The organism is Pseudomonas sp. GW823-FHT01D03 (genome assembly GCF_058798255.1).
In genome coordinates this window covers 1,445,863-1,459,989 of record NZ_JBXAKK010000001.1, presented here as the reverse complement: position 1 = coordinate 1,459,989, position 14,127 = coordinate 1,445,863, and the positions used below count along the sequence as shown (strand labels likewise).

Here is a 14,127-nt window from a genome sequence, read left to right as displayed (position 1 = left end):
TCCGCACTTAATCAAAGACCCGTCCTACAGCCACCCTTTGCCTGCTTCGTTAACGTCGCACAGCCCTTTCGAGGGCCTGTCGATGGATGAACGAAAGGACGCTCAGTGGCTCGCAACAAGGACATTCCCCGGGTCCCCAACCCGCCGGCGGGCGACGGTCATCACGTCACCTGGCGCTACATGACGGCCACTGAACTGGCCGAGCGCGAAGCCCGACAAAACGCTTACGAGGCCATGCTGGCGCGGCAGGAGGCTTTCGAGCGCAGCCGCGAAATAGCGGCCCAAAAGCCTGATCCGGTGCGCGCCGGCTGCGTATTCGCCAAGTCCTGCAAATTGCCGGACGCGATCATCGACTACGTGAATCCTTCGGGGATGGTGCCGACCGACAGCCTCAAGGATTACGGCGAGCTGATCCTGCTTGGCGCTCGCGAAAGCGATGAGAACGGCGGCGTGGCCCTGAAGAAAATCGGCGCCACCGCAATCCCCGCCGGGCTGGGCAGCTTCGCCTTGGCCGGCACCGCGTTCGAGGCGCTACCCGCGATCGCCGCCGGGACGGCTACCGCCACCCTGGCAGGACTGGTGGCGCTGCTCATGCCTTCCAGCCTTGGCGACAGCGCACTCTATAGCGACGAGCAACTGCGCAGCCTCAAACAGGCCCGCACCCGCGTTCGCCTACGCGTCGAACAACAGGACGACGGCAGCCTCAAGGGCTACGGCTTCTACACCGGCAGGAATCGCGACTGGGAAATGGTCGATGTCGTGCAGTTCACCGCGCGCGGCAACCGGTTCGTCGCCGACCTGGGTGAAGGCATCGAACTGATCTGGACGCCTGCGGTGGATGGCTCGGACGTTCTCGGCATTCCCGCTTTGGAAGCCGCCCCGCAGGCACCGCACATCTGGGTTTATCCGCCGACGAAAGCGGCGGACGGGATTTTGGTGAATCCGATTTATCCGCCGGAATATCGGGATTTCATTCTGGTGTTTCCGGCGGATTCGGGGGTTCGGCCTCTATACATCGTGGTCAACTCCTCGCGCAAAGGCTTACCACCAGCGGGACACAGCTATCATAAACCTCCGAAAGCAGAGGAAATTACCGCGTTTCCCGGCCTGAAAAAGGCACAGAAAATGAATCCCGTACAAGGAGGTGGCGGACTTCGGGAACGATGGAAGGATGCCAAAGGCAGGAGAATTTATGAGTGGGACTCGATGCACGGCGAGTTGGAAGTTTACCGTGCAAGTGACGGAGCTCACCTAGGCGCTTTTGACCCTTTTACAGGAGAGCGACGAGAGGGCCCGAAAGATGAAAGAAGCATCAGAAAAAAATACTTGTGAGGGTGATGATGGGATTAAAACTAAGGCTGGAGTGGTACGACAAGCAAACCCATCTATGCGAGGGCGAAGAATATTCCGAGGATTTAGGCGACGATGAAACCGTTTTGAATGCCTTGGGTATACCGGTAGAAAACAACATTAATAATGGCGGCTTCAACGTACTCGAAAGTTGGAAACCTGTCCTTCAACCTTACTTTCAAAATAATATTTCCCTAACGACTCACGACTATCAAATTTCGTTTGACTACTGCGACGTCTGGTAACCGGCACCCAGGATCATAAAAAACCCCGACCAGTCACCTGATCGGGGTTTTTCTTTACCGCTCGTTCGCGCTTAGTGCGAAACGCGGCTGGTGCCACCGACGGTGGAGATGCGCACGCGCTCACCGACACGGAACACTTCGTTTTCCTGAACCTGTTGCACGTAGGCGCGCATGCTGCCGTCGTCTTCGCGCACGGTGATTTCCACGCCCTGGGTGCGGGTCAGGCCTTCTTCAGTCGCGGAACCGATCAGACCACCGGCCACAGCACCGATGACCGCCGCGACGATGCTGCCCTTGCCGCCACCGATGGCGCTGCCGCCTACACCGCCGACCACTGCGCCAGCAGCGCCGCCGATCGGAGTCTTGGTGCCTTCGATTTTCACCGGACGCAGGGATTCGATGGTGCCCATGCGAATCGTCTGCACACGACGCGCTTCGTCACGGGAGTAGGAGTCACCGGTCAGGCTCGACTGGCAGCCGGTCAGCAACATCGCCATCGTGGAAAAGGAAGCAACCAGCAGAACAGACTTACGCATAGCATCAACTCCAAAAGAACTTGTGTTCATTAAACCCCGCTGCTTGACGCCTGTCACGACGCAGCCCGGATAAACTTGATTTTATTCAGGCCCGGTACAGGCTCCGGCAGCCCACCCTACAGTAGCGCCAAATCGCCCGACCTGCCGCGCCAAACCCAAGGATTTCCATGGATTACCTGATCATTTTCATCACCACCGCTGCCGGTCTGTACTTCCACGGGTGGCTGTACGTGCGGATCAGACGCTGGATGGATCGTGACCTGGCGCTGTCCCTGGCGGGCAAGGATGAAGGCAAACGCGCCTTCATGCTGGAACGACTGGCCGATGCCCGCGCGCAAAAGATCAAGCGTCGGGACCTGCCGAAGTGGCTTGAGGCCGCAGCGGCAGGCTATCTCGCTCGGTAGACTGCTCAGGGCGCCAGACGTTCAAGAATCCAGTGGGCGTCCTGCTGACGATAGTTCAGGCGATCATGCAGACGGCTCGGACGGCCCTGCCAGAACTCGATGCGCTCGGGCAGCAGGCGGTAACCACCCCAATGTTCCGGACAGTCAGGCTGGGTATCGCTGAAACGCTGCTCGGTGGCCTTGAGCAGATTTTCCAGCTCGCCACGCCCGTTGATCACCCGGCTCTGCGGTGAGGCCCAGGCCCCGAGCCGGCTGCCCAGCGGTCGCACCTGATAATACGCGTCGGACTCTTGCGGCGTGACCTTCACCACACGCCCTTCGATGCGCACCTGCCGTTCCAGGGTCGGCCAGAAGAAGGTCATGGCGGCAAACGGGTTGGCCGCCAGTTGCTGGCCCTTGGCGCTGTCGTAGTTGGTGAAAAAGGTGAAGCCCTGCGCGTCCAGGCCCTTGAGCAGCAGAATGCGGCAATGCGGCCGCCCGTCAGCATCCACCGTGGCCAGGGTCATGGCGTTGGCTTCCACTGGAGCCTGTTCGGTTTTCACCGCGTCGGCAAACCACTGGTGAAACAGCGCAAACGGCTCGGCCGGGGCTTGCGCCTCGGTGAGCCCGTCCCGAGTGTAATCACGACGCATATCTGCCAGAGCCTGGGTCATGGCGCATTCCTTTTCGTTAGCGGATCACTTCTTGGCGGCATCGGCAGCCGCGACTTTCTTGTCGGTCGCGGCGGCTTTGGCTGGCGCGGTTTTCTTCGCAGGCGCCTTGGCCGGTGCCTTGGTCGCGGCCTTCTTCACCGGAGCCTTGGCGGCAGCTTTCTTGACCGGCGCTTTTTTGGTCGCAGGTACCGCGGCTTTCTTCGCAGCAGGCGCTGGGGTGACCGGTTTGGCCACAGGCTTGACGTCCTGCGCGGCAACCATTGTCACAGGCTTCGGCGCCGGCATGTTGTATTTGCTCAGCAGCGCAACCATGGTGTTCTGTGGAGTCACCAGCATTTCCACGCGACGGTTCAGGGCACGACCCTCAACGCTGTCGTTGGCGGCACGCGGCGCTTCAGAACCCATACCGCGCAGCATCAGACGATCACGCTGCAAACCGCTGAGACGGAAAATCGCCGCAATGGCTTGTGCACGCTCCTGACTCAATTTGACGTTGGCAGGCGCGGCGCCACTGGAGTCGCTGTGACCGAGTACCAGCACGGCGGTTTTCGGGTCAGCTTCGAGGATTTTTGCCACGCGGGTGAACGGGCCCAGGGTCACTGGCAGCAGCATGGCCGGACGATCCGGGTTGAACGAGCCTTCCACCGGTGCGGTCACGACCAGCACGTTGTCACGGCGTTCGAGTTGCAGGTTGCTGTCCTGAATCGCGGTACGCAGGCGCGGCTCATAATCGTCGAGCCAGGCCTGGGTGACTTTAGGGTCCGGCATTGGCACCACCTTGGCGGTGTCCTGATCCTTGCCACCGAACGGCCACCACCATTTGCCGCCCTTGTCGGCTTCAGCCTTGGCAACCGTCACCGTTTTTTTCGCTTCAGGGGCGACTTCGGCCTTCATGTCGGCCTTAGCTGCTGCATCATCGGATCCGAACGGCCAGTACCAAGGGCTGCTGCTCTCGGTTTTAGCCACTGGTGCGCTGGCGGCAGGTTTCACAGGCGCCGGTGCCGGCTCGTTGGCCGCCACTTTGTCGGAAGACCCGAACGGCCACCAGCTGCCGCCGTCCGCATCATTTTTTGGAGTCTGTGCACAACCGGTGATCGCAACACACAGGGCCAGGGCGAGAGTCGTTTTAGCTGACATTGAAAATCCACAAAATGAAGTAATGAAAAATCAGAGCACTTTCGCCCGGATAAACAGACACTTTGAATCGAAAAACCGGATCTGGTTCCAACCCTGGAACCTCATGTAACGCTTTACAGACAAGTGGCAAGTACCCGCGCCAATTGCTGTGCGCGCGGATCCATCAAGACGTACGGCCCAAGGGTATTTGTCACAAAACCGAACGCGACATCGTGCTCAGGATCAGCAAAACCCACCGAACCGCCCGCCCCCGGATGACCGAACGCGCGCGGGCCGAGGCCGTAGGTGGCGTTCGCCATGTCCGGTTGATCGAGCATGCAGCCCAGACCGAAACGGGTGCGGGTCAGCAGGGTCTTGTCGTCGCCGTAGCTGTGTTCGCGGGTCAGCTCTTCGAGCATTTCGCTTTCGAGCAGGCTGCCATCGAGCAAACCGGCATAGAAACCGGCCAGACTGCGCGCATTGCCATGACCATTGGCGGCCGGTTGCTGCATGCGCCGCCATTCCGGTTTGTTGGTACTGGTAAGCACCGACGGCGGATTGGTGAAGGCGCGGGTGGTCAGGGCGGTCGGTTCGCGCATGGTCACTTGCAACAGGCGCTGGGCCGCGGCGTCGCCGACGTTGCCCTTGCCCCGTGCGATATGCGCCACGCGGTAGAACTCTTCGTCAGCCAGGCCGACGTGGAAATCCAGCCCCAGCGGCCTGGCGACACGGGCGACGATCGACTCGCCCGGCCCGCGACCGTCAGCGCGACGGAGCAACTCCCCGACCAGCCAGCCATAAGTGATGGCGGCATAGCCGTGGCCGGTGCCCGGCGTCCACCACGGGGCTTCGGCCGCGAGGGCGTCGACCATGGTTTGCCATTCGTAGAGGGCGGCGGGCGCCAGCAACTCGCGCAGGGCCGGCAGACCGGCCTGATGGCAGAGCAGTTGGCGCAGGGTGACGGTTTCTTTGCCAGCGGCAGCGAATTCCGGCCAGTAGCGGGCAACCGGTGCATCCAGTTGCAGTTTGCCTTCAGCCACCAGTTGCAACGCGGTGACTGCGGTGAAGGTCTTGGTGCAGGAAAACAGGTTGGCGATGGTGTCGCTGTGCCAGGCCTCGGTGCCGTCCTTGTCGGCAGTACCGGACCAGAGGTCGAGGACGGTTTCTCCGCCGACCTTGATGCACAGGGCTGCGCCGCGTTCCTGGGGATCGTCGAACAGTGCCGCGAACGCCTCGCGCACTGCTTCGAATTGAAGCTCGTAATGTCCCTGAATCTGCACCCGCAACTCCCCCGCGAAAACGCTCTACAAAGTGGCCCGCATTGTTCCAGCCCTTGAGGGATTTGGGAACAGCTGCGGGCCGGACGGTTGAATGCTGCAGTGAGGCGGCTGACCCCTTCGCGAGCAAGCTCGCTCCCACAGAGATTCTTTGGTGTGGCAGAGATCCAGTGTGGGAGCGGGCTTGCTCGCGAAGAACGATGACGCGGTCTAAACCTTAATGACCATTGCCCGAATGCCCACCCGCATGCCCGGCTCCCGGGCCTTTTCCAGCTTCACCCTTACGCCCGCCTGCGGCTTCATGACCGGCGACCGCAGCGGCCTTCTCAGCCTCTTTGCCCAACTGATCAACTGCCTGCAAATTGCTCTTGCGCACCGCTTCGACAAAGCCCTGATACGGCAGATCGGTAATCCCCACCAGACCGAAGTGCCCGTTCTCGCCATCGAGCAGACGCCCGGTCACCGGTTGGTCCAGATACTGGAACCAGTGCACGCCGACAATCGACGGTTCGCTCAACGCCTGTTTGAGGAAACTGGCATACGCCGGGCCGCGATCTTCTTCCCGCGCCAGTTGCGTCACGCCCCCCCAGAACGGGCCGCGATCACTGGAGCCAAAGTTGAATTCGGTGATCAGCACCGGCTTGTCGAGAGCGCGCAGGGCGGCGAAGTCATAGCCGTCCTGCGGTTTCAGCGTGTACATATTGAAACTCAACACGTCGCAATACTGTGCGCAGGACGCCACGGCTTCCGGGGTGCTGGTGGCGAAACGGCCACCGAGCAGCAACTGATTCGGTGCGTGCCATTTCAGCGAATCGGAGATGGTCTTGAAGTAGGTGTCGGCAAATACCTTCTGGAAGTATTTGAAGTCGTTTTCGATTTCCGGGTGCTCCGGACTCGGCATCGGCGGCACGAAACCCGGGTCTTCCATCAATTCCCACGCCGGCAGATCAATGCCCCAGGCTTTCGACAGGCCCGCCTGGTTGCGGTACTTGTCGCGCAACTGCTTGAGGAATGCGCGTTTGGCCGGCACGTCGGTGGTCATTTTCAACGTGCCATAGGCCAGCGCGTAGCGCGACTGCGGATCGTCGCCGGGGCCGGCCCAGGCCAGTTCATTGTCGGCGTAGTAGCCGATCAGCCACGGATCATCACGATGATCGCGGGCGGCAATGGCCACGGCACGCTCAGTGGCCATGGCGAAACGCGGGTCAAACGGGTCAGGCATGCCGCCCCACCAGTCGCTGCCGGTGCTGATGCTGGTGTAGTCGCCGACGATCGACAGCGGCAAGGTGTACGGCACCCGCTCGGCGTCGGCAAGCGAGTCGGCACTCCAGTTGCCGACGGTGTTGAAACCCCAGGCCTGCAGGCGATCGAGGGTGTGCGTGGCCCACTTCTGCTGATCGACCGTGGCCTTGCACGGCGCAGCGACGGGTTGATCGGCAGCCTTTTCAGCAGTCGTCGCTACGGCGTCTGTTTTCGCCGCTGCGGCGACACCGGCCTTCGCCTCGTTTGACTTTGGCACAGGCTCGGCAGCTTTTACTGCGGTTTCTTCAACCGCACCAGCCTTGGCCGCTTCAGCAATTCCGGCCTTGGTATCGCTGTCCGGTTTGCAGGGCTCGCCGTAAACCCGCTGCAGGTTGGCGCCATAGAAGTCGTACCAGCGCCCGTTGCCATAGCCACGGCCCTGATCGGCACCGTTGCCGCCACGGTTATCGCCTTCGCCGAAATGGCTCGCGAGCGGCTCGTCGGCCTTGGGCAGGGATTCGAACATCCACTCGCGCCCGGCCACGTAAGTCTGGTTGACCTGCGGGCTGACGGTGTTGACCCCCAGCGAATAGAACGGATGCCCTTCAGGGGTCACCAGATACCAGCGACCGTCACGCTTTTCGGTGCGGAAAAAGCCGCTGGCCTTGAACGCCGGGCCTTTATTCCAGCCACCGAACTTGTCCAGCGAGGACTTTTCGCGCTCGGCCAGCCAGGTTTTCAGCTGTTGCTGTTCCTTGGCGGCGGCGGATTTCAGTTGTTCGTCGTTGCTGATTTTTTCCGGCCATTTGCTGCGGGTCGATTGACCGTAGGCGTCCACCAGATTGCCGTACACGGCCCGAGTCACGGCATCGCCGTCCTGCACGCCGAATCGCTCGAGCAGCAGGCTCTGCGCGGCTTTCGGCTGATCCATCCACAGACTCACCGACACCACCTGGCTGCGATCCAGTTCACCGCTGCTGCTGGCCAGCAGAATTCGCTGGCCATCAACATTCATCGGCATCGGCGGCCCGGCCTTCATGCCCTGGCTCAGCGGCGAGGTCGCCACCAGCGGCACCAAAAGGGTTTGCGCCGGGCCGGCCGGCAGGTCGACGCGGCTGGTCAGCGCCTGGCCGTTGTTGCTCTGGATTTGCACGTAGACCGTCACGGCCCAGTTCATTGCGCTCTGCAGACGCAGGCTCATCATGCCCGACTGCGACCAGTCCCAGGCGCCGGTCTGCGGGGTCAGGCGCAGGGTCGGGCGAGCCACCGGGTTGAACGTCACCCGGCGCAGCACTTCACCTTCGGGGGTTTGCTCGGCGTTGGCTTGTGGCAAGTCAGTGTTTTCGGTGACGACTTTCACCACGTCGGCAGGACGGACGAAGTTGAACAGGGTCTGCTGACCCGCAGGCGCCGCCAGTAACGGGGCAGCAAAAATCAAGGCGAATACGGCAGGCAACGAACGGCGAATCATAAGAACGGAGTTCTCCCTAACGACCAACTAAGGCCAATGGAAAAGCATGGCAGAGAGATAGACAGCGCGGCGGGCAAAACTGCCCACCGTTGTCTCAGGATATTTCACGACGGAATGGCGGCAACGCATTGAGGATCGCCTTGCCATAGCGCTGGGTGACCAGTCGCCGATCAAGCAAGGTGATGGTGCCGCGGTCTTCTTCGGTACGCAGCAGACGCCCGCAGGCCTGCACCAGTTTCAGCGAGGCGTCGGGCACCGAGATTTCCATGAACGGATTGCCGCCCCGGGCCTCGATCCACTCCGACAGCGCCGCCTCGACCGGATCGTCCGGCACCGAGAACGGGATCTTGGCGATCACCACGTGCTCGCAGTAGGCGCCCGGCAAGTCCACGCCTTCGGCGAAACTGGCGAGGCCGAACAACACGCTGGAATCGCCGCCATCGACTCGCGCCTTGTGCTTGTTCAGGGTTTCCTGTTTCGACAGGTTGCCTTGAATGAACACTTGCTTGCGCCAGTCGCGGTCGAGGCCGTCGAACACGTCCTGCATCTGTTTGCGCGAAGAGAACAGCACCAGCGTGCCGCGCGAGCCTTCGACCAGATCCGGCAACTCGCGGATGATCGCCGCGGTGTGAGCCGCGGCGTCGCGTGGGTCGGCCTTCAGATCCGGCACCCGCAGCACACCGGCGTCGGCGTGATGGAACGGGCTCGGCACCACGGCGGTGACGGCTTTTTTCGGCAGACCGGCGCGCATGCGGAAACGGTCGAAAGTGCCCAGCGCGGTCAGCGTTGCCGACGTCACCAGGCAGCCGTAGGCCACGTTCCACAGGCTGCGGCGCAGGGTTTCGGCGGCAAGAATCGGGCTGGCGTTAACCTCGATGTCGAACAGCGAACCGCTTTCGGCCAGCGTCAGCCAGCGCGCCATCGGCGGGCTGTCTTCCGGGTCTTCGGCGGTGAACGCGGTCCACAACTCCCAGTTGCCCGACGCCCGCGACAACAGGCTGCCGAACAGCGGATACCACTCCTCGGCCTGATTGCTGGCGATGCCGATGTTGACCTCGCCGTCCATGCCTTCCTTGAGCAGGTCGGTCAGGCGGGTGAACAGATCGTTGAGCCGCGAATAACCCTTTTTCAGCTCGATGCCCATTTCGCGCATGTGCTCGGGAATCACCCCGCCGACGAAACGATGGCGTGGCCGCTCGCGACCCTCGACGTCTTCGCCGGGTTTGAAATCGGCAATCTGCTCGCACGCGGTGAACATGAACTGCTGCTGTGTCTTGATCTCGCGCGCCAGCTCGGGCACTTGCTCGATCAGCTTGCCGAGATCCCCCGGCAACGGATGCTGGGCCAACAGTTTGGTGAGGTTCTTCGCGGTGGTTTCCAGCCAGTCGGCGGTGGAACGCAGGCGCGTGTAGTGGGCGAAGTGGCCGATGGCCTTGTCCGGCAGGTGATGGCCTTCGTCGAACACGTAAATGGTGTCACGCGGATCCGGCAGCACCGCACCGCCGCCGAGCGCGAGGTCAGCCAGCACCATGTCGTGGTTGGTGACGATTACATCAACCTTGCCCATGCCTTCGCGCGCCTTGTAGAAGGCGCACTGGCCGAAGTTCGGGCAGTGACGGTTGGTGCACTGGCTGTGATCGGTGGTCAGACGCGCCCAGTCGGCGTCTTCCAGCGCGTTGGGCCAACTGTCGCGATCGCCGTCCCACTTATTGCCGGCGAGCTTCTCGATCATGCTGGTGAACAGCTTCTGACTGGCCTCGTCGACCTCGATCTTGAAGCCTTCTTCTTCGAACAGCTGGGCGGTGGCGGTTTGCGCGTGGCCTTCCTGCAGCAGCATGTCGAGTTTGGACAGGCACATGTAGCGACCACGGCCCTTGGCCAGCGCGAAGCTGAAGTTCAGCCCGCTGTTGCGCATCAGGTCAGGCAAATCCTTGTAGACGATCTGCTCTTGCAGAGCCACGGTCGCGGTGGCAATCACCAGGCGCTTGCCGGCCAGCTTCGCCGTCGGGATCGCCGCCAGGCTGTAGGCCACGGTCTTGCCGGTACCGGTGCCGGCTTCCACCGCGACAATCGCGGGGTCGCCACTGCGCCGGCCTTCGTCGTCGGTGTCGATATCCCCGAGGACTTTGGCGATTTCAGCGATCATCAGGCGCTGGCCGTAACGCGGCTTGAGGCTCTTGGCTTCAAGAAAACGCGAATAGGCGCCCTGGATCGTGGTTTTGAGTTCAGTGCTGATCATTGATTGTCGGGCGCTAAAAACGCTGGATAAATTTTCAGTGGTTTCGGATGGCGGCTATCATACCCCGCTAATTAATCCCGCGCAGAACGGAGTGCCCCAATGACACCTTTTAGCCTCGTTTATCCGCTGCATGTCCTGTCCGCCCTGGTCTGGGTCGGCGGCATGTTTTTCGCCTGGATGGTCCTGCGCCCGGCGGCGGTCAAGGCTCTCGACGGCCCTGCCCGCCTGACCTTGTGGGTGGAAGTGTTTCAAGGTTTTTTCCGCTGGGTCTGGGTCGCGGTGATCCTGTTGCCGATCAGCGGCGTGGGCATGTTGCACTTGCAGCAGGTCGGTTTCGAGACCGCGCCGAAGTACGTACAGGTGATGATCGGGCTGTATGTGGTAATGACGGCGCTGTTTATCCGGATTCAGGGTTTGATGCTGCCGGAGTTGCGCAAAGCGGTGGAGGCGAAGGACTGGCCGGCGGGTGCGGCGGTGCTGGGCCGGATTCGCCGGGTGGTGGGGATCAATTTGATTGTCGGGTTGGTGCTGGTGGCGATTGCGGCGGCTCGGCCGATGTTCTGACCCACCCCATTTTTTTGCGCTGTGAACACTGTTGTGGTGAGGGGATTTATCCCCGATGGCGCGCGAAGCGGCCCCAAATCAGCTGACGCGTTCAATCTGAAGAAACGCGGTATCTGGAGTGGGCTGCTTCGCAGCCCATCGGGGATAAATCCCCTCACCACAATTAAGAAATACGGTGTTTTAGAGGCGCTGCACAGTCACCGCCCCCGCCGCGCCCGCAGGCCCAGGCTGACCATCCGCCCCGGCTTTGCCGTTCTTGCCGCCATCGGCGCGATACACCAGGCAGCCCTTGGACTGGCCGCCCTTGCCCGCCTTGCCGCCAACACCCGCTGGACCACCGGCGCCACCAGCGACGTTGACCTTGATCAGCTCGGCCGGGAACTCGCGCGGTACTTCGAGACGCACCAGCGCCCCCGGTGCACCGGGCTGGCCGTCGCTGCCATTGCTGCCATCAAAACCGTGACCGGCAGCGCCCCAGGTGCAGCCCGGATCTTCACCGTTGCCGCCATCCAGGCCGACAAAACCCGGTGCGCCGGTACCGCCACGGGCATCCACAAACAGTTTGGGTGCGTTCAAGGCCTTGAACTGCAAATTCAGATTGCGCCCGGCACGGGCGGCTTTTTCATAAGTGCCCGGCGCACCACGTGCGGTAATCAGGCTGCCTTCGGACAGTTCGGCACGAATGACCTTCATGTCCAGCGCTTGTTCGCTCGGAACAATCGCGATGCGTGCTTCATGGCCCAGGCGCAATTCGCCGACGGTCAGCTCGGTCACGTTGGAAGGAATCAGCAACGTGCCGTAGTCCGCCACGTCCAGCCGTTCCAGCTGCAAGACGCTGGCGGTGTTGGGCAAACGCATCAGGGAATTGGTTTCGACGCTGACCACCTGGGCGCAGGCCAGGGGACTGATGAATGCAGCGAGCAGGCAAAGTTTACGCATGGGAAGAAGCCTCCGGAGCGGCCGGGGCCGGGATGGTTTGCAGGTGAAAAACGCCGAACAGCAGGATGCGCAGACGGTCACGCCACGGGTTGGTACGCCCCTTGAGGCGCGAGAACAGCAACTCCAGCACGTGCAGCGCGAGCAACAAGCCGCCGGCCAGATTGACCAGCAAATGCAGCGGATGCACAAACGGCACCAGCAGATTGACCACCACCACGCACCAGAACAGCAGGGTCAGCAAACGCCCCAGCCCCCAGAAAACCTTCATACGCTCCCCCGTCTCGGAATTATTCTTTGGGCGCACAGTAACGGCTTACGCGGGGGATAAGCCAGAGGCGCAAAAGAAAAAACTTTTGTCAGTCGTCGGATCGCTGCCGGATCGCCGAGAATCGGCGACCGGCAGCTCTAGTCTGCGGACTACAGACGCGTCCTAGCGATTGATATGCAACTCCACCCGACGGTTTTGCGCCCGTCCCTCTTCGGTCGCATTGTCAGCCACCGGCTCGCTCTCGCCGCGCCCTTCACTGGTCAGTTTGTTCGGTGCCAGGCCCTGACTCAGCAGATACGCCGCGACACTGCTGGCACGCCGCTCCGACAGCGCCTGGTTATAGGCATCCGAACCTTTGCTGTCGGTATGGCCGATGACCTTGATGCTGACCACGTCGGCGTTGCGCAACTTGTCCATCAGCGTATCGAGCTGCGCTTTGGCGGCCGGGGTCAGGTCCGACTTGTCGAAATCGAACAATACGTTGCCGGCATCGCTGAGGGTGATGACCTCCGATTGCGGCGCAGGCTCGGGGGCTTTCGCAGTGACCGGATATTGCGGCAGCGGACAGCCGCGGTGATCGACCGGAGTATTTTCCGGGGTGTCCGGGCAACGGTCGCGGCGGTCGAATACGCCATCGCCGTCTTCATCGCCATCCTGGGCATAACAGATCAGCCCGCCAGTCAGAATCCCCAGCGCCGCACCGCCGCCGGCCCAGCCGCCACTTTCAATGGCGCCAAGACCGCCACCGACCAGCCCGCCGATCAGGCTGCAGATCGGCCACGTACGTTGATTGAGGGGGGCATCGCCATCGCTATGTGTGGCGCAACCGGTGAGCAGGCTGCCCAGCAGCAGCACCGGCAAGACGGACCTTGAGAAAACAGTCATTGTGAAAGCTCCTGTGTCACCGGCCCATACCGGTTACACAGGAGTAAAGACCCGCATCCGCGACTGCACAAGCCGCGGATGCGAGAGGGGCTAGCGGACGATTTTGATTTCGGTACGACGGTTCTGTGCGCGACCGTCTGCGGTTTTGTTATCCGCCACTGGCTGGCTTTCACCCATGCCCGAGACCGAGACGAAGCTGGCACGTGGTACACCTTGCTGGATCAGGTAATCCACCACCGAGTGCGCACGACGATCCGACAGTTTTTTGTTGTAGGCATCGCTGCCGACGCTATCGGTGTGGCCGGTCACAGTCAGTTGCGCCGTGGACGACTCTTGTTTCAGGCGCGTGGCAACTTTATCCAGCACCTGTTTGTCGGAGCCGGTCAGGGTGGCTTTGTCGAACTGGAAGTGCACATCACGGATAACAATGGTTTCTTCCTTGACCACTACAGCTTCTTCGACCACGGGTGCAGGCGCTGGTGGAGGGCAACCGTCAGCATCAACCTGTACGCCTTTAGGCGTGCCCGGGCACTTGTCGCGACTGTCCGGCACACCATCGCCGTCTTCGTCACCATCACCGTGCACCCAGCAATAGGCCGCTGCCGTACCGCCGACCAAAAGGGCGCCGTAGCCGGCCCACGCCGAACTTTCCGTCGCACCGAGACCGGCACCGACTACACCACCGACCGCCGCACAGGTCGGCCAGTCGGTTTTCTGCAAACCTGCGCAACCAGTCAACACACTGGTTAGCAGAATCAAAGGTAATGCTGTCCGAACTATGCTCATCTGGTTTTCTCCTGAGGGATCGGCTTAGAACCGATTCACGGAGTAAAGACCGGAGTTTTAATCTCCGCCAGCAATAGGCCACTGGCATTTGGGACCGTGTTCACAGGGATTTGGCACTTTTGCCACGCGCGGCAATTCGGGGTCTAGGCCGG

The 14,127-nt window shown here is 61.6% G+C and carries 14 protein-coding genes; 4 read left to right on the top strand and 10 right to left on the bottom strand.

The genetic code is table 11. The annotated features are described in order from the left end of the window. Nucleotides 1-105 precede the first annotated feature (105 nt). Both AC1RBR_RS06450 and AC1RBR_RS06445 read left to right on the top strand, forming a co-directional pair. On the top strand, nt 106-1,332 hold the full coding sequence (locus tag AC1RBR_RS06450) for an S-type pyocin domain-containing protein (protein ID WP_492563501.1): 1,227 nt from the start codon (nt 106-108) through the stop codon (nt 1,330-1,332). A gap of 5 nt (nt 1,333-1,337) precedes the next feature. Further along, the gene (locus AC1RBR_RS06445; protein WP_456018866.1) at nt 1,338-1,595 is read left to right on the top strand and encodes a colicin E3-like toxin immunity protein; all 258 of its coding nucleotides are present in this window, start codon (nt 1,338-1,340) and stop codon (nt 1,593-1,595) included. A gap of 71 nt (nt 1,596-1,666) precedes the next feature. Here AC1RBR_RS06445 and AC1RBR_RS06440 read toward each other — a convergent pair whose 3' ends face one another. Next, entirely contained in the window at nt 1,667-2,131 is a 465-nt protein-coding gene (locus AC1RBR_RS06440) for an outer membrane lipoprotein (protein WP_007969461.1), read from the bottom strand. Between the two features lie 167 nt (nt 2,132-2,298). On the opposite strand from AC1RBR_RS06440, the gene AC1RBR_RS06435 reads away from it, so the two are divergent. After that, on the top strand, nt 2,299-2,535 hold the full coding sequence (locus tag AC1RBR_RS06435) for a hypothetical protein (RefSeq protein WP_166496546.1): 237 nt from the start codon (nt 2,299-2,301) through the stop codon (nt 2,533-2,535). 5 nt (nt 2,536-2,540) lie between these two features. On the opposite strand, the gene pdxH is transcribed toward AC1RBR_RS06435, so the two are convergent. The 5 genes from pdxH to dinG all read right to left on the bottom strand — a co-directional run bounded on the left by pdxH (nt 2,541) and on the right by dinG (nt 10,533). Continuing rightward, nucleotides 2,541-3,188, bottom strand: a complete 648-nt coding sequence (gene pdxH, locus AC1RBR_RS06430; protein ID WP_492563498.1) for a pyridoxamine 5'-phosphate oxidase — start codon at nt 3,186-3,188, stop codon at nt 2,541-2,543. A gap of 24 nt (nt 3,189-3,212) precedes the next feature. Further along, on the bottom strand, nt 3,213-4,325 hold the full coding sequence (locus AC1RBR_RS06425) for an OmpA family protein (RefSeq protein ID WP_492563496.1): 1,113 nt from the start codon (nt 4,323-4,325) through the stop codon (nt 3,213-3,215). A gap of 113 nt (nt 4,326-4,438) precedes the next feature. Continuing rightward, nucleotides 4,439-5,584, bottom strand: coding sequence for a serine hydrolase domain-containing protein (locus tag AC1RBR_RS06420; protein ID WP_492563495.1), 1,146 nt, complete (start codon nt 5,582-5,584; stop codon nt 4,439-4,441). A gap of 214 nt (nt 5,585-5,798) precedes the next feature. Then, nucleotides 5,799-8,294: a beta-galactosidase gene (locus AC1RBR_RS06415; RefSeq protein WP_492563493.1), complete on the bottom strand. Its 2,496-nt coding sequence runs from the start codon at nt 8,292-8,294 to the stop codon at nt 5,799-5,801. Nucleotides 8,295-8,388: 94 nt separating this feature from the next. Beyond that, entirely contained in the window at nt 8,389-10,533 is a 2,145-nt protein-coding gene (dinG, locus tag AC1RBR_RS06410; protein WP_003222341.1) for an ATP-dependent DNA helicase DinG, read from the bottom strand. A 99-nt stretch (nt 10,534-10,632) separates the two neighbouring features. On the opposite strand from dinG, the gene AC1RBR_RS06405 reads away from it, so the two are divergent. Next, the gene (locus tag AC1RBR_RS06405) at nt 10,633-11,097 is read left to right on the top strand and encodes a DUF2269 family protein (protein ID WP_095138445.1); all 465 of its coding nucleotides are present in this window, start codon (nt 10,633-10,635) and stop codon (nt 11,095-11,097) included. A 180-nt stretch (nt 11,098-11,277) separates the two neighbouring features. On the opposite strand, the gene AC1RBR_RS06400 is transcribed toward AC1RBR_RS06405, so the two are convergent. The 4 genes from AC1RBR_RS06400 to AC1RBR_RS06385 form a co-directional block, all read right to left on the bottom strand. Further along, a complete protein-coding gene (locus tag AC1RBR_RS06400) occupies nt 11,278-12,036 on the bottom strand; it encodes a collagen-like protein (RefSeq protein ID WP_253151265.1) in 759 nt (252 codons plus the stop codon). Continuing rightward, entirely contained in the window at nt 12,029-12,304 is a 276-nt protein-coding gene (locus tag AC1RBR_RS06395; RefSeq protein WP_204895043.1) for a DUF1145 domain-containing protein, read from the bottom strand. Before AC1RBR_RS06395 ends, AC1RBR_RS06400 begins: the two co-directional genes overlap by 8 nt. Nucleotides 12,305-12,466: 162 nt before the next feature. Further along, nucleotides 12,467-13,189 (bottom strand): PA1041 family peptidoglycan-binding anchor lipoprotein, encoded by a 723-nt coding sequence (locus tag AC1RBR_RS06390; protein WP_095138442.1) that lies wholly within the window; start codon nt 13,187-13,189, stop codon nt 12,467-12,469. Nucleotides 13,190-13,279: 90 nt separating this feature from the next. Beyond that, entirely contained in the window at nt 13,280-13,975 is a 696-nt protein-coding gene (locus AC1RBR_RS06385) for a PA1041 family peptidoglycan-binding anchor lipoprotein (protein ID WP_095138441.1), read from the bottom strand. Nucleotides 13,976-14,127: the final 152 nt, after the last annotated feature.